Source organism: Hwanghaeella grinnelliae, assembly GCF_004005845.1.
In the GTDB taxonomy this organism is placed as follows: Bacteria; Pseudomonadota; Alphaproteobacteria; order UBA8366; family Aestuariispiraceae; genus Hwanghaeella; species Hwanghaeella grinnelliae.
Genome location: NZ_SADE01000003.1, coordinates 338,394 through 356,773 on the forward strand (window position 1 = coordinate 338,394; position 18,380 = coordinate 356,773).

The window sequence follows — 18,380 nt, forward strand, 5'->3', positions numbered from 1 at the left end:
AGGATAAAGGCCTAGCCCGCTTCCCGCAGCAGCTGGCCTTTGCGGCGGTTCCAGTCGCGTTCCTTGATGGTTTCGCGCTTGTCGTGGGCCTTCTTACCCTTCGCAAGGCCCAGCGAAAGCTTGCAGAGGCCCCGGTGGTTGAAGAACAGGCTGACCGGCACAAGGGTCATGCCGTCACGCTTGATCGCCCCGATCAGCTTGTCGCGCTGTTTCTTGTGCACCAGCAGCTTCCGCAGCCGTTTCGGTTCGTGCTGAAAGGCCACCGGCGCGTTCGGGTATTCCGGGATATGGACGTTGAACAGGTAAAGCTCGCCATCCTTGATGCCGGCATAGGCCTCGTTCAGGCTGGCGCCGCTGATGCGCAGCGCTTTCACCTCGGTCCCCGTCAGGACGAGACCCGCCTCGATCGTTTCCAGAATCTCATAGTCGAAGCGCGCACGGCGGTTCATCGCCACCGTGCCGCTTGAGAGAGCCCTGCCTTTGCCTTTGTTTTTACCAGCCATGATGCATCACATATGGGGCAGAAGGGGCGCTGGTGCAAACCCGGCGCCCGCGTCCACGTGCAATTCGTGCCCGAAAAGAAGGGTCAGAGCAGGCCCGCGCCCTGCATCGCGGCCTTGACCCGATCCTTGCTGGACTGGGCGATTTCGACCATCGGCAGGCGCGCGAAGGCATTGGATTTGCCGAGCAGGCTGGCGCCGTATTTCACCGGCCCCGGGCTGCTTTCACAGAACATCGACCCATGCACCGGCATCAACCGGTCGCGGACCTCAGCGAAAGCGGCATAGTCCTTTGCCCGCCAAGCAGCATGCAGCTTGGCGCAGAGCCCCGGCGCGATGTTCGAGGTGACGGAAATGCAGCCATGCCCGCCCTGTCCCAAGAAGGCGCCGATCGTGCCGTCTTCCCCCGAAAGCTGGGAGAAATCGTCGCCGATGGCCAGGCGCGTGAGCACCGGCCGGTTCAAATCGTTGGTCGCGTCCTTCACGCCCACGATGTTCGGGAAATCCTTGGCCAGCTTCGCCATGGTCTCGACCGACATATCGATGATGGAGCGGCCCGGAATGTTGTAGATGATGATCGGGATATCGACCGCCTTGGCGATGGCCGCGTAATGGCCGTAGAGTCCCGCCTGGGTCGGCTTATTATAATACGGCGTGACGACCAGGGCCGCAGAAGCGCCGGCCTGCTTGGCATGCTTGGTCAGGTGGATCGCTTCTTCGGTATTGTTCGAGCCCGAGCCCGCGATGACCGGCGCACGGCCGCCGGCGGCTTCGATGCACAGATCGACGACGCGTTCATGCTCCGCATGGCTCAGCGTCGGCGATTCACCGGTGGTGCCGACCGGGATCAGCCCTTCGGTCCCTTCCGCCAGCTGCCATTCGACGAAGGCCTGGAACGCTTTTTCATCGATGGCGCCTGTATCGGTCATCGGTGTGATCAAGGCCGTCATCGACCCTTGGAACATGGCAGCCATGGTAGATCCCTCCCGCTTATGCGCCCAGTTCGATATTTGGGCGGTTCCCCACCCTATTTCGCGCGGACATTAACCGCAGGATCGGCTGAAAAACAAGATATCTGTGAGGGATAGAGCGTTGACGGGGAGGCCGGGAAAGGGACGCTAACCCGGCCGGGCCACCGGGCGCGTCAGCTGCCCGTCCACGCCTCGGGCGAGATATCCGATGGCGTATTCAGGCATAGAAGCAGACGCGTTTCACCGAGTTTGGAAACGGGTGGCGAGCGGTGAACCACCCCGTATCCGGTCCCAGTTTCGACCCCTTTGCCGTTTGACCCTTTGAAGATTGCGACGTCATGTCGGTCGAGCGTTTCCACCGGCCCGGAATATTCGCGTTGATCGTCAATCGCCGTTTCCGCCCATTCGGGCCGCACCCATTCCGTCCCCGGCCCCCGATAGGTGGTGAGCAGCCGGACGGAAACATTGTCGCGATGGAATTTCCAGCAGGCGTCGTGGCGGATCCGCTCCAACCGGATATCGACCAATTCTTCCTCGGTGATATCGCTGAAGAGACCGGCGATGACGTGGATGTCGTCGATCAGCAGGTCACGCATTTCACCGCTCGGCATGCCGCAGTCGTCCAACAGCTTCGCCAAGGCGGCCGGGACGTCCGCGGGGCGCACGAGAATTCTGAGCGACGGCAACAGCGAGAAAGGAACGCGGTCTATCCAGTCGGTGAAAGCAGCCGGCAAGGAACGTCGCCAAATCGCCAGCCCGGTTTCCGGATCGGCGATCCGTTCCAGCCCGCCCGGCGCATCGCAGTATGCGACCGGAATCACTTGCGCCCCGTCCATCAGGATTCCGCCCGTTTCCAGACAGGGAACGGGTCCTTCAACATCTTCCACGATCCTGGCCGCATCGTCTGGTCGTCCCTGTCCCCGACGAGACAGGCATCCAGCTGCTCGCGGATCGCGGCCTCGTCCATACCGGCGCCGATGAAAACGATTTCCTGCCGCCGGTCGCCATAGACGGGATCCCACAGCCCATCCATATGTTGACGCCAATCCGGATGGTCGGGCCAGCGTTCCTTGGGGATGGCGGACCACCAAATCCCCATCGCTTCATGCCGTGTGATCGCACCGGCCTGGCTCAACTCCCCGACCCAATCCGGGCGCGTCGCCAGCCAAAAATGGCCTTTCGTCCGGATGACCCCCGGCCAGGAGCCGTTGATGAAGTCGTAGAATTTCTCCGGATGGAAGGGCCGGCGTTCCCGGTAGACGAAACTGCCGACGCCGTATTCCTCTGTTTCGGGCGTATGCTCCTCGTGTCCGTAGAGCTCCTTGAACCAAAGCGGGTGCGCCTGCGCCTTTTCGAAGTCGAACAATCCTGTGTCGAGAACGGCTTCAGTCGATACCTTCGACATGCTCGTCTCCAACAGCCGCGCATCCGGGTTCAGCGATCGGATTATCTTCCGCGCCGAGTCGACCTGACTTTCAGAGGCGGCGTCGACTTTGTTGAGAATGACGACATCCGCGAATTCGATCTGATCGACGAGTAGATCGACCAAGGTCCGGTTGTCTTCTTCACCCAGGGACTCGCCCCGGTCTCCGATGAAGTCCGTCGATGCGTAGTCCTTCAGAAGGTTCGCCGCATCCACCACGGTCACCATCGTGTCCAGACGGGCGATATCCGACAGGCTTTCGCCGTCTTCGTCGCGGAAATCGAAGGTCGCGGCCACGGGCAGGGGCTCGGCAATGCCCGTCGATTCGATAAGCAGATAATCGAACCGCCCTTCCCCCGCCAGCCGCCTGACTTCCGTCAACAGGTCGTCCCGCAGCGTGCAGCAAATGCAGCCGTTGGTCATTTCCACGAGGTTTTCCTCGGTACGGCTGAAATCGGCGCCCCCCTCTCTGATCAGGTCAGCGTCGATATTCACCTCGCTCATGTCATTGACGATCACCGCCACACGCTTTCCGTCCCGGTTGTTCAATATGTGGTTCATCAGCGTGGTCTTTCCGGCCCCTAGGAAGCCGGACAGGACGGTAACGGGGAGTTTCGGGCCTTGGGCCGAGTGAGTCATCTGCACAACACGTGATCCCTAATTTGACTGTTGAAAGAGTTGTTCTAAGCCGCCCTTGGATGGGTTTGGCACGCGCTAGGCACGGGCCGGGCGCGCGCAAACGCCACTGCAGCGCGGCATCAGACAGGCTGAAAGGATCAGGCGGAATCGAGCCGCCCTTGCCCCTGTCCAATCATCGCCAGGTAGTCCCGCCGCATCTGCGGATCCTCCCGAAAAGCGCCCAGAAGGCGGCTCGTGACCATACTGACCCCGGGCTTTCTTACGCCGCGTGTCGTCATGCATTGATGCGCCGCCTCGATCACCACCGCGACGCCCTTGGGTTCCAGCACGGTCTGGATCGCATCGGCGATCTGGGCCGTCAGCGATTCCTGGATCTGCATCCGCTTGGCGAAGACCTCGACGACACGGACCAACTTTGAGATCCCGACGACCCGGCCGGAGGGAAGATATCCGACATGCACCTTGCCCAGAATGGGGACGATATGATGCTCGCAATGCGTCTCCAGCCGGATGTCACGCAGGACGATCATCTCGTCGTAGGAATTTTCTTCATAGGTCGTGGCCAGCAGCTCGACCGGATCCTCACGGTAGCCCGCGAAGAACTCCTCATACGCCCGAACAACGCGTGCCGGCGTGCCGACCAAGCCCTCCCGATCGGGATCTTCCCCCGCCCATTCGATCAAGGTCCGAACGGCCTTTTCGGCCCGCTCACGGCTTGCGCCGCTCCGCGAAACGCCCCCCGATTGTTCCGGCGTCAATTGCCCAATCCTTGCCATGATTGCACTCACCTATCGATTTTCTGCGGTTCCATCGCCGGACGGGTGATGCCGGCTCCGTTTGGCGAATAGATAGTCATGTTATATCATAACGTTTCTTTTCAGCAATACACCAAAACGCCTTGCCGGGAAGCAGGGTTTGCCCCTGCTTCGGTCGGCGATGGTCCCGATGTTGAATAACCAAAAGGGAACAAACGAGCGCGTGTTCGGGGTTTTGACCATTGACGCGCTGCGCGGAAAATGTGGCTTACCGTCCCCCACCCCAAGATGAGCATGGCCCCTAATAGGGTCTAAGACCTAGCCGCCAATAACCTTTCCGTCGCGACGTCGATCCGGTTCAGATAGGCCTCGTGCCCTTCCAGAACGGGCAGGGAGAGGTCCGGCTTTCCCGTTTCACCGACAAGGGCCAGTTGGGTGCAGAACCAGTTGAGGACGGCGCCGCGCGGCAGGGTGTCGGCGGGCGGGAAGTCCTGTTCGACGGCGGGGGCCTTGTCGATTTCGCCGGAGAGCAGTTTTGCCGCGAAACGCGGGTCGGCGATGAAGGGCCGCCCCATGCCGATCAGATCGGTCTTTCCCGCCGAGATCGCCGCGTTCATCACGCTTGCCGAGCGGAACCCGCCGGTGACCATCAAAGGAATGGTCAGAGCCGCTTTGATCGCGGCGGCGTAGTCCAGAAAATACGCTTCCCGCGCCACGGTCGATTGGCTTTTGGCACTGTGCTGATAGGCGGTCGGCGCTTCGAAGGTGCCGCCGGAGATCTCGATGAAATCGACGCCTTCCGCTTCAAGCATCACCGCCACCTTCACCGATTCCTCAGGACCGAAACCGCCTTTCTGAAAATCGGATGAATTCAGTTTAACCGCCACGATAAAACCCGGTGAAACGGCAGCGCGCACCGAGCGCACAACGTCCAGTGCCAGCCGCGCACGGTTTTCGAGCGGACCACCCCATCGATCATCCCGCGTGTTGATCCGGGGCGACAGGGCCGAGCTGAGCAGATAGCCATGGGCGGCGTGGATCTCCACGCCGTCGAAACCGGCGGCTTCCGCGCATTGGGCCGACTGCGTAAATTTCGCGATGACATCAGCCAACTGTTCTTCCGTCGCGGCGTCCGGCTTGCCGTAGCCCGGCAGATCCAATCTGATATCGGAAATCGAGACTGGCCGGGGGTTTACCGCTTCCGGCGCTTGCCGCCCCGCATGGGCCAATTGAGCGAGGATTTTCGCGCCGCCGCTTTGGCCCGCCGCGACAAGCGCCGATACCTTTTCCCTGTCTGTCGCCGGGTCGAGCACGAAATTGCCGGCATGTTCCAGATGCATCCGGTCCACCGGCGTGTTGCCGGTGATCAGCAGGCCGGCGCCGCCCGCGCTCCAATTCGCAAACAGGTCGATCTGCGCCTGGGTCGGGTTGTTGTTTTGATCGCCGAGCGCCTCCGACATCGCGGACTTCACGATGCGGTTCTTCAAGGTCACGCCATTAGGCAGGGTCAGGGCCTCACCGATCATGCTCATTGCAGATCCTCCGAAAGCTTCTTGAGGGTCGCGGCGATGGCCTCTTCGTTTCGGCGGTAGAATGTCCATTGTCCGTGCCGGGCCGACAGGACCAGTCCGGCATCTTTCAGCAGGCTCATGTAGGTGGATATGGTGGACTGGGACAGGGCCGCCTTTTCCTGGATATAGGCGACGCAGACGCCGTCCAGATCCGCGTGTTCCGGCAAGGCGGGCGGGAAATTTGAACGATCCTTCAGCCAGATAAGGATCTGCCGGCGGATCGGATTGTTTAGAGCCGATATGGCTTTATCGATATCCATAAATCGAGATATCGCGATATACCGCCCCAATGTCAACCCGCAGGGTGAAATTTTGTGCCGGTTGGCAGGGGCGAAAAAATGGGTTCAGGTCACCGGAATATCGATCACGCATCGAACCAAAGGGAGGAAAGACAAAATGAGCGCGAATTTCGGATTGGAAGGCAGGACCGCCTTGATCATCGGTGGGTCGAGCGGCATCGGCCGCGAAATCGCACTGGGCTATCACGACGCCGGGGCGACGGTGCTGATCGCCGGACGCTCGCAGGAGAAATTGAATGCCGTCGCGGCCGAATTGGGCCAACAGGGCGACAAGACCGTCGCCTATGCGGTCGAGGCCCGCGACATCGAGCAACTTCGCACCCTGCGTGAAAACGTCGGGCAGGACCATGGCGGCGTGGACATTCTGGTGAATTGCCAGGGCACGACCGCGATCAAGCCCGCGCTGGAGCTGACGGAAAGCGAATATGACGACATTCTGGATACCAATCTGAAAAGCCTGTTTTTCGCCTGCACCCTGTTCGGCGAGGATATGATGGCGCGCGGCGGCGATGGCGGCTGCAGCATCATCAACATCGCCTCGCTGGCCTCCCATAACGGCTGGTCCCGCGCTGCCGCTTATAGTGCCAGCAAGTGGGGCGTCGTCGGCATCACCAAAAGCTTCGCCGCCGAATGGGGCATGGCGGGCGTGCGGGTCAACGCCATCGCGCCAGGCTTTTTCATGACCGACCTGAACCGCGCTAAAATGCCGGAGGAACGCAAAGCCGAAGCTCGACGCCGTGCGGCAATGAATCGAATGGGCGAGTTGAAGGAACTGGTCGGCGCAGCTGTCTATCTGGCTTCTTCGGCGTCCGGCTTCGTGACAGGTTCGGTCCTGAACGTCGATGGCGGTTACCTGGCGTCGGGCATTTGATGCCTGACACTGCGCCTTGCAAAAATCGACGCGATGCGGACGGCTTGCCTGCCGCCCGCGGCAACTTATCTGATCGAATACACGCCACACTCGCGATAGTGTAAAGTCGGTCCCGTGACCTGCGCCCTGAACGGCGAATCCACAATATTACCCATCCGCATTATCCATTGAAGGAGACCCGCATGCCTCTCACCCTGAAAATCGTCATCGGCTCGACCCGTCCCGGCCGCAAAGGCCCGGCGGTGGGCGCTTGGGCGACAAAGGCGGCGGCAGCGCATGGTGGGTTCGAGACCGAACTGGTCGATCTGGCTGATTTCGACCTGCCGCTTCTGGACGAGACGGCGCATCCCGCGCAACAGAATTACGAACACGACCATACCAAGCGCTGGAGCGCGGCGATGGCCCCGTCGGACGCCGTCGTTTTCGTGACACCGGAATACGACTATTTTCCGCCCGCCGGGCTGGTCAACGCGGTGCAGTGCCTGCACCGGGAATGGCGCTATAAACCGGCCGGCGTCGTCAGTTACGGCGGGATCACCGGCGGCATGCGGTCTTCGGGCCAGTTAAAGCTGCTGCTGGGCGGATTGGGCATGGCGGCCATCCCGCAAGGCGTTTCACTGCCCTTCTTCGGCGAGCATATCGGCGACGACGGCATCTTCGACCCGCCGGAAGGGGCCGGTAACCAGGCGACCGCGATGCTGGACGAATTGGTGAAATGGGCCGACGCCCTGAAATCCCTGCGGGCTTGAGTGCGGACGATCACTTTCACCCAACATCTCAAAATTAGATCAACTGTGACGGCCATCAGTTGTGGTCAAAGGGCAGAGTCCGCTAATATCCGCGCCATGATCGCACGGATCGCCTTTATTCTTGTGCTCGCCGTGCTCTGGCCCTTGCAGGCCGGCGCGGCCGCGCCGCTTTCGGACAAGGACCGAAAGGAATACGCCGCGGCCTTCCAAGCCGCCCTGAACGGTCAATGGAGCGCCGCCTGGCGCCATGCCGACCGAACCAGCGACCCGTTGCCGCGCAAGGCGTTGGACTGGTTGTCGTTGATGGACAGCAAAACCGGCCGCAGCTTTCAGGAAATCGTGAAATTCGCGACCGCCAATCCGCATTGGCCAAGCCTTTGGCGGCTGGAAGTCCGCGCCGAGGACGAGATGTCCGAAGCGATCCCGGCAACCGACATCCTGGCCTGGTACGAATACCGGGACCCCAGGACCCTGAACGGTATCCGCCAGTTCGCGCGCGCGTTGACCGAAGGGGGTGAGTTCGCACGGTTGGAAGCCATGCTGCGCAAGGCCTGGGTCGAACTGGACTTCAGCGCCCGGGAAGAACACGATTTCCGCAAGGTTTTCCGGAAGTTTCTGACGGTCGAGGACAATGTGGCCCGGCTGGACCGGTTGCTCTGGCAAGGCAAGACCAGCGCCGCGACCCGGCAGGCCCGGCGCCTGCCGGAGGATCTGCGTCACCTGGCCGAGGCACGGATCGCGCTGCGCCAATTGTCCGGCGGCGTCGATCGGGCGATCGCAAAAGTTCCCGCCAATCTGCAGGACCATCCCGGCCTGATATACGAACGCGTCCGCTGGCGCCGGCGCAAAGGCCGTGACGACGAGGCCGCCGACCTGCTGCTGCAGAACAAGATCGACCCGGGTGAATGGTCCAGCACCTGGTGGCGCGAACGCGGCATCCTCGCCCGGAACGCCCTGGAAGAAGGCAAGATCTCCATCGCCTACAGATTGGCGGCGGGACATGGCGCAACGGAAGGCTACCCCTTTGCCGAAGGTGAATGGTTGGCCGGCTGGATCAAGCTGCGCTTCCTGCGGGAGCCGGTCGAGGCTTTCGACCATTTCCGGACGATGTACGGCAATGTCTCCTACCCCGTATCGCTCAGCCGGGCCGCCTATTGGGCCGGGCGGGCCGCCGCAGCGGCGGGCCAGCAAAAGATCGCCGCGCAATGGTATCTGACCGCCGCCCGGCACGGTTCCTCCTTCTATGGCCAGATGGCCGCGGCCCACCTGCCCGCCGACGCCCGGCCGCCGCTGGCGACGGAACCGAAGCCGATCAAGGCTGAGCGCGAGGCGTTCGAAAACCATGATCTGGTGCGGCTGACACGCATTCTGTCGGTGATGAACGTGGACCACCTTGTCCGCCGCTTGATCCGCCATATGGCGCAGGAAATGGACAGCCCGGTAGGCTTTTCCCTTCTGGCAAAGATGGCCCTGGATTTAGGCCGGCCGCAGGACGCCGTCTATGTTTCCCGTCAGGCGATCAAGAAGGGCGTCATACTGACCGAAACGGGATACCCGATGCTGCGCCTGGAAAAGGGGTTGGGCATCGGGCCGGATATCGTCTTCGGGCTGATCCGACAGGAAAGCGGCTTCGAACGGACGGTTGTCAGCTCTGCCGGCGCCCGCGGCTTCATGCAGTTGATGCCCGCTACCGCCAAGGCGGTCGCCGCCCGGCACAATGTGCAATACCGCAAGGAACGGCTGACCGGCGATTATCACTATAACGTCGCGCTGGGCAGTGCTTACCTGAAAGGGCTGATCGACCGGTTCGACGGGTCGTTGATCCTGTCTTTGGCAGGCTATAACGCAGGGCCCTATCGGGCGCGCCAATGGATCAAGGAATACGGCGACCCCAGGAAAGGTGTTGAAGAGGCGCTCGATTGGATCGAGATGATCCCCTTCAACGAAACACGGAATTATGTCCAGCGTGTGTTGGAGAACATCACCGTCTACCGCACCCGCCTGACCGGGAAGCCGACCTTGCTGTCCTTCAACAGCCTTACCGCGCCGGTGGTGGCCAGCAATGTCTTCATCGGCCCGCCCCGCGCGCCCCGCCGCCCAAACCCAGAAGGCTGAAAAACCGGAACTTCCCGGAATATAAGGATCCGCTTAGTTAATGGCGGTTCGCAATGCCAACGGCCCCTGAATTCAACAACGCTCATATTGACATACCCAACGACGACTTGAGTTACGGTGCCAGGGTAGGTGTCCGCTCATTGGGCGCGAACAGTTCGAAACCGGGGAGTTTTGGCGATGCGAATTGGATTGGAAAAATTTCTGGCGCCTTTGCTGGCCGCCGGAATGATGGTTACGGGATCGACGGCATTCGCCGCCAATTGGACGCTGAACGCGACTGACATCGCAACTGGTGTGAATTCGACGAACATCAATATTTCCGGCGGCCCCTCTGTTGAGGTTTCGGTTCAGTCCGGACGCACGATCCAGCCGAAGACCACCCCTGCAAACACGCAGACACGTGGGACCAGCGGTGGCGTTAACGGCGAAATTGACGTATCCCCCGATTTCTTCGATCTGGATTTCAGCGAGGACGTGTTCCTGTCGAAACTGACGGTTGCTTGGCTGTTCCCGGATGGCGAATACAGCGATGTGGGCAACGAAGTCGCGGTCTTCGAGACGTATGATGCCGGCGGCAATCTGATCGCCGATTTCTTCCTGGAAGCACAATCCCCGACTGACGCACAGATCTTTACCGACGCCAGCTTATCCACCTTGGTTGCCGGCGTAACAGTCAACAATATTGAACTCGCCCAGGACTCGAACCCCAAAAGCGGCGGTGTTTGGGAATTGATCGGTGCATCAATCTTCGGCGATTTCGATACGCTGCGGTTGGTCGGTGGCGACAAGGACAAGATTGAAGGCAGCCGCGATTCCGACTTCTCCTTCGTCGGTGCCGAAGGGGCCGTCGTCGTGCCCGTTCCCGCGGCTCTGCCGTTGATGGCCGCCGGCCTGGGTCTTCTAGGATTGGCGCGCAGCCGCCGGAAACGCATCGCGGCCTAACGGATCGGCACCACACCCGATCAATCGAATTTCGAGCGGCCGGTGGCATTGTTCCACCGGCCGTTTCATTTTCGGCACTATCGGCGAGAAGGCCTGCTCGCAATTCTGTGTACGTCAAAATAGCCGTCCCGGAATGGACTTTCCCCCTTGTTCGTGAAGGAATGCCGCAAGCAGCCCCTGCGGTCCAAATGGGGCGGGTCACATCCATTAGGGGGGATTCCATGACTGAAATTACCGGTATCAAAGCCTGTGTCTTCGACGCCTATGGCACGCTTTTCGACGTCAACGCGGCGGCTGCCCACCTGAAGGACGAATTGGGCGGCAAGGACGCCAAGCTGGCGGAAATCTGGCGGTTGAAGCAATTGCAGTATTCCTGGCTGCGCAGCTTGATGGGCGATTGCTATGTGGAATTCTGGCAAGTCACGCAGGATGGTTTGGATTTCGCCATGGAAGCCGTCGGCCTGAAGGACGATGCGCTGCGCAAAAAACTGCTCGACCTGTATTGGAAACTCGACAGCTATCCGGAAGTGCCGGCCATGCTGCAGGCATTGAAGGACGGCGGCCTGGCGACGGCCATCCTGTCCAACGGCTCACCGGCCATGTTGGACGGGGCGGTTCAGTCCTCCGGTATCGGGGACCGGCTGGATGCGGTGCTATCGGTCGACGAGCACGGTTTCTACAAGCCCCGGCCCGAGATTTATGAGATGGTGACCGAGTATTTCGCCATCGCCCCGCAGGAGGTCTGCTTCATGTCTTCAAACGGATGGGATGCCGCCGCCGCCGCCCATTTCGGCTTCCAGGTCTGCTGGGTCAACCGGACCGGTCAGCCGCAGGAACGCCTGCCCGGTGAGCCGAAGAAAGTATTGAACGACCTGAGTGAATTGCCGGCTTTGCTGGGTTTGTGACGCATGGCTGAGGAGACCGGATTCACCGAAAGACGATTTCGCGCGCAAGACGGCTTGTCGCTTTATTACCGTGACTATGGGCCGCGTAACGCGGCGGACCTGCCTATCCTGTGTTTGACCGGGCTTGCCCGGAATTCGAAAGATTTCGCCCCCTTTGCTGCCCGCCTGTCAGCGCAGGGACGGCGCGTTCTGTGCCTGGATTATCGCGGCCGCGGCCGGTCGGCCCATGACCCCGACCCGATGAACTATCAACCGGCCACCTATCTGAACGACATCCGCCACCTGCTGGCGGCGTTGGGCCTGCATAAGGTCATCGTGATGGGGTCCTCGCTCGGCGGTATTTTGGGGATGGGGATGGGGGCCGCGATGCCGACCGCCATTGCCGGGTTGATGTTGAACGATGTCGGCCCGGAAATCGACACGGCCGGTTTCGCGCGGATCCAGGATTATCTGAAAACGGACCGCCCGCACCGGACATGGGACGACGCGATAGCGGATCTGAAGACCATTTTCACCAATAACAGTTTTACCGAGGAAGAATGGCGGGAGGTCGCCGAGGGCACCTTCGCGGAAGGCCCGGACGGCCTGCTTCATTTCGATTGGGACGTGAACCTGTACAAACCGATTGAGAAGTCATCGGACATTCCCGACCTTTGGCCATATTTCAACAGTGTCCGTCACATCCCCCTGCTGGTCTTACGCGGTGAAAAGTCGGATATTCTGCATGCTGAAACGGTGGCGCGGATGGTGGAAAGCCATCCGTCGATCCGGGCCGTCACCGTTCCGGGCGCCGGCCATATTCCGACTTTAAAAGAACCCGAAGCGATAGAGGCCGTCGATGACTTCCTTGGCAGGATCCCAACCCCCTAATCAAGATGCCGACCCGCGGCCGGACGAATTGCCGACCGTGGACGACGTCAAAAAGGCCCGGCAGCGCATTCAAGGCGCGGCGGTGCGAACGCCCCTGCTGGAGTCTATCCTGCTGAACCAGCGCTTGGGCGGGCGCCTGTTGGTCAAACCGGAATGCCTGCAGAAAACCGGCTCGTTTAAATTCCGGGGCGCCTATAACAAGCTGTCCTCGCTGACCGACGCGGAAAAGGCCTGCGGCGTCGTTGCCTATTCATCGGGAAACCATGCCCAGGGTGTCGCAGCCGCCGCGCAGATGCTGGGAATCGACGCGACCATCGTGATGCCGGCAGACGCACCGGCAATCAAACTCGCCAATACCCGCGCCTATGGCGCCAATGTCATCACCTATGACCGCTTCACGGAAAACCGGGAAGAAATCGGCAATGCCGTCGCCGCGGAAAAGGGCGCCGTTCTGGTGGCACCCTATGACGATCCCTATGTGATGGCCGGACAGGGTACAATCGGGTTCGAAATCGCCGAGCAAGTGGCGGAACTGGGGGCGTCGCCGGAAGCCGTACTGGTCAATTGCGGCGGCGGCGGTTTGATCTCCGGGACCGCGTTGGCCTTGTCCGACGCGGCGCCGGGCCTGCCGGTCTATGCGGTCGAACCGGCACTGTTCGACGACACCAAACGCTCGCTGGAAAGCGGCACGCGCGAGGCCGTGCCGGCGGACGCACGATCGATCTGCGATGCGCTTCTGGCGCCGAAACCGGGCCGATTGACCTTTGCGCTGAACAAGCAGTTGTTGGCGGGCGGCTTCGGGGTGAGCGACGATGAGGTGCGCGACGCGATGCGCGTGGCCTTCACCGAATTGAAGCTGGTGGTGGAGCCCGGCGGCGCGGTATCGCTAGCGGCGATCCTTTCCGGAAAGATCGATATCAAGGGCAAAACCCTTGTCGCCGTTGTTTCCGGCGGCAATGTGGACCCCGCGCAATTCGCGCAGATCCTTGCCGACGGCCCTTAGTTCTTCGGCGTTTCCGGGAATTCTTGGGCTTCAGCCTTTTTGCGCGAGCGCGGCGGGTTTAATGACATTGTCGTCCCCGTCCTTCGCGTCGTCAGCCGTGTCGCCTTCCATGGCGGCATTCTCGACACCGACGGGCTTTACGTCGGCGACTTCCTTCTTCGCGTCCTTGCCGGCCTGGGTCTTCGGCGTCAGGTCGACGCGTTTGCACAGGCCCTGGATGAAGGCGCCGGCCTCTATCGCCAAGGCCTCATGAACGATATCGCCCGTCACTTTGGCGGAGTTGTAGAGCTTGACCAGGGAAGCCTGGATGGACCCGTTCACGGTTCCGGAGACCATCACCTCATCCGCATAGATCGCGCCGTTCACGGCCGCATCGGGGCCGATCGTCAGCTTGCTGGTTCTGATATCCCCATCCACATGACCGTCGACTTGAATGTCGCCGTCACTTTCCAGGTCGCCGGTAATCCGAAGGTTCGCGGAAACGATGGACGGGGCGAAAGTCTTTTTCTCGGCCACCGGCGCAGCGCCGGCTTTCTCTGCCTTTGATTTCGAACCACCGAACATTGACCGGATCCTCCACCTGTAGGGCTGCGGCGGCGCAATGCCAAACCGCTTTGGTCCCTAACCTTTATACGCCAACCGTCCCGCTTCGAAGAACGGGGCCGGATCAACCGGCTTGTTGTTGATCACGATTTCATAGTGGACATGCGGGCCCGTACTGCGGCCGGTGCTGCCCATTTTCGCGATCTCGAAGCGGTGCGGCACCATATCGCCCTTCTTCACCAAAATCGTGTGAAGATGCGCATAGCGCGTGGTGACGCCGCAACCGTGATCGATCACGATTGACTTGCCGTATTTGCCGTTTCGGCCGGCATAGATCACCTCGCCCGGTGCCGTTGCGTAAATCGGCGTCTTCGGCCAACCGGCCAAATCCACGCCTTCATGCACGGCCATTTTTCCGTTGATCGGGTCACGCCTTTTGCCGAAACCGCTGGTGAACTGGTAATTGTCCACCGGCGGGATGAGGGGCATGCACGCCATGACTTCCTCATAGGCTTCCCATTGTTCCGCCTTCTCCGAAAGGGTCGCGACGTTGATCTCAAGGTCCTGCGCCGATCCGCCTTCGAAATCGAGCGCGAAGAACGGTCCGCCCTGCCCTTCATTGGTCGGAATGCCCAGCGCCGCCATTTCCACCGGCCCCAGACCGGCAAGGCCAAGGATGCGCTCAGCGCGTTTGATTTGCCGGTCGGTCTTGTCGATCAATGCGACGACGACCTGTTCCTGACTTTCATGCAATTCGCGAATTGTCGCCAACAGCTTGCGCGTCGCTTTCACGGGATCTTCCGTTGCGATCTGCTTTTTCGTATCGACGCCGGCGACCACGCCCAGTTCCGCCACCACGTCATCAAGCGTCCGCTCGGCTTCGGCCTTCGCGTCCCGGGTCTTGGCTATATCGTTCAGCACGGCGCTGACAGCGAGTTCCAACGCCGCGACCTCGTCATGCGATTGCGTCAACTGGTCATCGCCGCGAACCTGACTGTCGGTAACGGCTTCGATTTCGGTTACCAAGGCCACCAGCCTGTTTTCGATTCCTGCTTGGCGATTGCGCGTACCCTCCAGCAACCGGCCGACCTGGGCCAGTTTGCGCGCGGTATCTTCCTTGACCAATTCGCTATTGGTCTTGGCTTCACGGGCTTCGTCCAAACGGCGTTCCAAGGCGGTAAGATTGACCGCCAGCCCATCGCCGCGGTTGCGGGCGTCCAGTAAGGATTTTTCCAGCACCGAAACGCGGGAGATCAGACCAAGGCGCTCCTGTTCGATCGTATCGCGACCGGCCATGACGGTCCGCAATTCCGTGCGCGTCTGCCGCAGATCGCGGGACAGATCACCAACGCGCGTGCGGCTTTCCAGCAACTGCGAATCCAACTCCGCCAAGCGCGCTTCCAGTTTGTTGCGCTCCGCCGCCACGGCGTGTTTCTGCTTTGAAAGCGTATCCACCCGGGACGTCATTTGCTTGACGTTGACCGCCAGGTCGGTTTCGCGTTCGCGCGTCTCGCTCAAGGTCCGCCGCAACAGGTCTATCCGGTCATGCAACACTTGGCGCGAGGCGATGATCCTGGCGCGTTCCGGATCGTCGGCATCGACATCCACATTGATCTGTTCGACCAGACTGCTGAGCTTGATGTTCAGATCGTCGATGGCGCCAAGCTCGTTGCGGAATTCCTGCAGATCATGCGCCGATATCGTGGTGCCGTCGCCATGCTTGCTCGCGCGGGCGGAAAGCGACTTGGTCGCGGTGGCGATCTGCTGCTGATAGGTGGTCATATCGTCGCGCAGATCTTCGATGGCCAATTTTGCTTCGCCGATCTCGCGGTGTTTGTCGTCGATGACCGTCTTCTGCCAATAGGCCGCGCCGCTGACCGCGCCGGCCCAAAGGACCACAGCCAGGCAGGCGCCCGCGACGCCCATCTGCAACCGGCTGGACAGACGCAAATAACTGACCTGACCTTCGGATCGAAGAATCAGTTCCCGTTCCCGAAAAACCCTGCGGAAAAAGGCGCCGACGCGATTGCGCCCCGCCTCATCTTCATTGTCGAATGAAGATTGTCCGAAAGAAGAACCCAAGACTTTGCCCCTCAAAGCCGCCGTTCCGCATCGCCCCATCCGCGCTTCGGAACCGCGTTCCCTCAAAAACTATTTTAACACCTGCAACGATGTCTGCGTGACATCTTTTCAGCATCCGACTCAATAACAATCACCCTGGCCCCGACACATTGTCGCGGCGAGCGATCCCCATTCTGTCGAATCCGGACCTCTTTCTGGACCCGGAATAGGGTGAAACTAACGGAATTTGCGGTGGATGGCTAGTTTTTAGGCAATCCGATTCCCTGGCCCGACCGCCCGCGCCACGCTAACGATTCGTAGGGTTTCTTTGAATTTTTCGCCCCTCTCCCGTCTTGCCCGTCTGACAACCTCTCCCGCCGCGCTTCCGTGACACTCGGCAACGGGACCTCCACCACCTTCGCCTATGAGGCCGATGACGACCTTGCCGCGCTTGACCATATCGACATCGCGGCCCAGCCCTTCTTGGAATACGGCTTCACCTACAACAATGTAGGCCAGCGCGCCTCCATGACCGTCTCCGACACCGCCAATCTCTTCCGGCCGGCCAATGACAGCGCGGCCCTCTACACCGTCAACGCGCTCAACCAATACACCGCGGTCCCATCTGTTCCTGAGGGGGCTTCGGGGCCATCACCTATGACCGAAACGGATCCCTCACCTCGGATGGGTTCAACGCCTATACCTACGATACAGAGAACCGCCTGACTTCCGTCACCATGATCACCAGCGACCAGGTCCTCTTCGCCCCCGTTGCAACTCCGGGATCCCGCCGGCAGGCGCCATGCCAAGGAAATCAACGGCACGTCGGTCATCCAATACCTTTCTGACGGGTCGGAGGAGATCGCCGAATACGGCGACGGCGTGCTGCTGCGCCGCTACGTCTATGGGCCCGGCGTGGACGAGCCCGTCGCCATGGTCGACGCCTCCACAGGCAATCGCCAATACTATCACACCGACGCCCAAGGCTCCGTCGTCGCCATGACGAACGATGCCGGAACAATCGTCGAGCAATACGCCTACGCCCCCTATGGGCAGAGCCCCGCGACGCAGGCCGCGACCGGCAACCCCTATCGCTACACCGGCCGCAGGCTCGATCCCGAAACAGGGCTCTACTACTACCGCGCCAGGTACTATCACCCCACCCTCGGTCGCTTCCTTCAGACCGATCCCATCGGATATGGCGACGGGATGAACCTCTACGCTTACGTCGGGAATGATCCAGTCAACTTCACGGATCCGACGGGGTTGGCGAAAAATGCAGGGGGCGGAAACAACGCGCTGAATGTTTGGAGCACTCAATATTCAAATCAATCCATATGTAAGGGTAGTTGCCACGGATACGATGGAACCCCCGGACGGCCAATGACGTCCGGTGAGGCATTCGCTCTTGACGCAATCACCTTCGCTTTAACACTACCAATTGGTGGCGGTACGGTTTCGACTTTGAAGGCAGCCGGAAAAGGAACAGTGTCGTTATTTCGTGCCGTAGGCGTTCGCGAATTTGACGATATCGCGCGAACAGCGACATTCAATTTGGGGCCGAATGCCATGCCGAAACAGTTCGCAATGAACTTTGAAGAAACTATGAAACTCGCGGACAAGCTCCCAAATACCGTGGCAGTAGTGAAAGCTGAAATTCCGAGAGATGTTTTTCGACTACTAGATCGTACTCCGGTCGACGAGGTAATACTACGTAGTGGTTCTGCAACAGTCCCTAACGAGGTTCTAGATATTTTTAACAAATCCCTCGTTGGTTCAATTAAACATGTATATTAGGTTGAAAAATGATTGCGCTAAGAGCAAACGTGACTTTCTTTACTCAATCACAAGGAGGTCTGGCTCCGCAGTATGTCGAGCCTGTCACCCCATCTATCAACTTAAAGGGAAAACTTACATCAGCAAGAATTTTTCGGGCGGGCAATGAGTCAATTTTTGAACTTGGAAAGGAATATCTGGCATTTATTGAGCTACCTCTAGGAGAATACTATGAGGAAAGCTTAGAAGTTGGTTATGAGTTCAAGCTCCAAGCAGCTTCCCGCGTCATTGGACAAGGGAGAATCCTTGATATAATCCGGAAAAACAACACCACATCAGAGGAATACTATTAGATTTTTCCAGCAATTCCGTTGACATATGAGCTAC

Annotated in this window: 19 protein-coding genes; 10 read left to right on the top strand and 9 right to left on the bottom strand. The window is 60.1% G+C overall.

The window, feature by feature from the left end:
* Nucleotides 1-11 precede the first annotated feature (11 nt).
* From smpB to EOI86_RS18580, 7 genes are all read right to left on the bottom strand, one after another.
* Nucleotides 12-503 (bottom strand): SsrA-binding protein SmpB, encoded by a 492-nt coding sequence (smpB, locus tag EOI86_RS18550; RefSeq protein ID WP_127767052.1) that lies wholly within the window; start codon nucleotides 501-503, stop codon nucleotides 12-14.
* Between the two features lie 83 nt (nucleotides 504-586).
* A complete protein-coding gene (gene dapA, locus EOI86_RS18555) occupies nucleotides 587-1,465 on the bottom strand; it encodes a 4-hydroxy-tetrahydrodipicolinate synthase (RefSeq protein ID WP_127767597.1) in 879 nt (292 codons plus the stop codon).
* A gap of 179 nt (nucleotides 1,466-1,644) precedes the next feature.
* Nucleotides 1,645-2,307, bottom strand: coding sequence for a DUF1826 domain-containing protein (locus EOI86_RS18560; RefSeq protein ID WP_161973896.1), 663 nt, complete (start codon nucleotides 2,305-2,307; stop codon nucleotides 1,645-1,647).
* Complete coding sequence (gene zigA / locus EOI86_RS18565) at nucleotides 2,307-3,533, bottom strand: zinc metallochaperone GTPase ZigA (RefSeq protein ID WP_127767598.1); 1,227 nt, start codon at nucleotides 3,531-3,533, stop codon at nucleotides 2,307-2,309. Before zigA ends, EOI86_RS18560 begins: the two co-directional genes overlap by 1 nt.
* Nucleotides 3,534-3,670: 137 nt before the next feature.
* Nucleotides 3,671-4,309: a GTP cyclohydrolase I FolE gene (gene folE, locus EOI86_RS18570; RefSeq protein ID WP_127767056.1), complete on the bottom strand. Its 639-nt coding sequence runs from the start codon at nucleotides 4,307-4,309 to the stop codon at nucleotides 3,671-3,673.
* A gap of 290 nt (nucleotides 4,310-4,599) precedes the next feature.
* Nucleotides 4,600-5,820, bottom strand: a complete 1,221-nt coding sequence (locus tag EOI86_RS18575; protein WP_127767059.1) for an NADH:flavin oxidoreductase/NADH oxidase family protein — start codon at nucleotides 5,818-5,820, stop codon at nucleotides 4,600-4,602.
* A complete protein-coding gene (locus EOI86_RS18580; protein WP_127767061.1) occupies nucleotides 5,817-6,119 on the bottom strand; it encodes an ArsR/SmtB family transcription factor in 303 nt (100 codons plus the stop codon). The genes EOI86_RS18575 and EOI86_RS18580 overlap by 4 nt, the downstream gene beginning before the upstream one ends.
* 136 nt (nucleotides 6,120-6,255) lie before the next feature.
* Here EOI86_RS18580 and EOI86_RS18585 point away from each other — a divergent pair, with 136 nt between their 5' ends.
* The 7 genes from EOI86_RS18585 (at nucleotide 6,256) to EOI86_RS18615 (ending at nucleotide 13,613) form a co-directional block, all read left to right on the top strand.
* Nucleotides 6,256-7,029, top strand: coding sequence for an SDR family NAD(P)-dependent oxidoreductase (locus EOI86_RS18585; RefSeq protein ID WP_161973897.1), 774 nt, complete (start codon nucleotides 6,256-6,258; stop codon nucleotides 7,027-7,029).
* 182 nt (nucleotides 7,030-7,211) lie between these two features.
* Complete coding sequence (locus tag EOI86_RS18590; RefSeq protein ID WP_127767064.1) at nucleotides 7,212-7,778, top strand: NADPH-dependent FMN reductase; 567 nt, start codon at nucleotides 7,212-7,214, stop codon at nucleotides 7,776-7,778.
* A 96-nt stretch (nucleotides 7,779-7,874) separates the two neighbouring features.
* Entirely contained in the window at nucleotides 7,875-9,893 is a 2,019-nt protein-coding gene (locus tag EOI86_RS18595; protein WP_127767066.1) for a lytic transglycosylase domain-containing protein, read from the top strand.
* Between the two features lie 177 nt (nucleotides 9,894-10,070).
* Complete coding sequence (locus EOI86_RS18600; protein WP_127767068.1) at nucleotides 10,071-10,835, top strand: PEP-CTERM sorting domain-containing protein; 765 nt, start codon at nucleotides 10,071-10,073, stop codon at nucleotides 10,833-10,835.
* Between the two features lie 221 nt (nucleotides 10,836-11,056).
* Complete coding sequence (locus tag EOI86_RS18605) at nucleotides 11,057-11,740, top strand: haloacid dehalogenase type II (RefSeq protein WP_127767070.1); 684 nt, start codon at nucleotides 11,057-11,059, stop codon at nucleotides 11,738-11,740.
* Nucleotides 11,741-11,743: 3 nt separating this feature from the next.
* Entirely contained in the window at nucleotides 11,744-12,610 is an 867-nt protein-coding gene (locus EOI86_RS18610) for an alpha/beta fold hydrolase (RefSeq protein ID WP_127767072.1), read from the top strand.
* The gene (locus EOI86_RS18615) at nucleotides 12,579-13,613 is read left to right on the top strand and encodes a threonine ammonia-lyase (protein ID WP_127767074.1); all 1,035 of its coding nucleotides are present in this window, start codon (nucleotides 12,579-12,581) and stop codon (nucleotides 13,611-13,613) included. The genes EOI86_RS18610 and EOI86_RS18615 overlap by 32 nt, the downstream gene beginning before the upstream one ends.
* 30 nt (nucleotides 13,614-13,643) lie before the next feature.
* Here EOI86_RS18615 and EOI86_RS18620 read toward each other — a convergent pair whose 3' ends face one another.
* Nucleotides 13,644-14,177, bottom strand: a complete 534-nt coding sequence (locus EOI86_RS18620) for a bactofilin family protein (RefSeq protein WP_127767076.1) — start codon at nucleotides 14,175-14,177, stop codon at nucleotides 13,644-13,646.
* Between the two features lie 57 nt (nucleotides 14,178-14,234).
* Nucleotides 14,235-16,238, bottom strand: a complete 2,004-nt coding sequence (locus EOI86_RS24820; protein WP_161973898.1) for a peptidoglycan DD-metalloendopeptidase family protein — start codon at nucleotides 16,236-16,238, stop codon at nucleotides 14,235-14,237.
* A gap of 366 nt (nucleotides 16,239-16,604) precedes the next feature.
* Between EOI86_RS24820 and EOI86_RS18630 the strand changes: the two genes are divergently transcribed.
* The 3 genes from EOI86_RS18630 to EOI86_RS18645 are packed head-to-tail and all read left to right on the top strand — an operon-like array spanning nucleotide 16,605 to nucleotide 18,346.
* Entirely contained in the window at nucleotides 16,605-16,943 is a 339-nt protein-coding gene (locus tag EOI86_RS18630) for a hypothetical protein (protein WP_127767080.1), read from the top strand.
* A 45-nt stretch (nucleotides 16,944-16,988) separates the two neighbouring features.
* Nucleotides 16,989-18,014, top strand: a complete 1,026-nt coding sequence (locus EOI86_RS18640) for an RHS repeat-associated core domain-containing protein (RefSeq protein WP_153811696.1) — start codon at nucleotides 16,989-16,991, stop codon at nucleotides 18,012-18,014.
* An 8-nt stretch (nucleotides 18,015-18,022) separates the two neighbouring features.
* Entirely contained in the window at nucleotides 18,023-18,346 is a 324-nt protein-coding gene (locus EOI86_RS18645) for a hypothetical protein (protein WP_127767085.1), read from the top strand.
* Nucleotides 18,347-18,380: the final 34 nt, after the last annotated feature.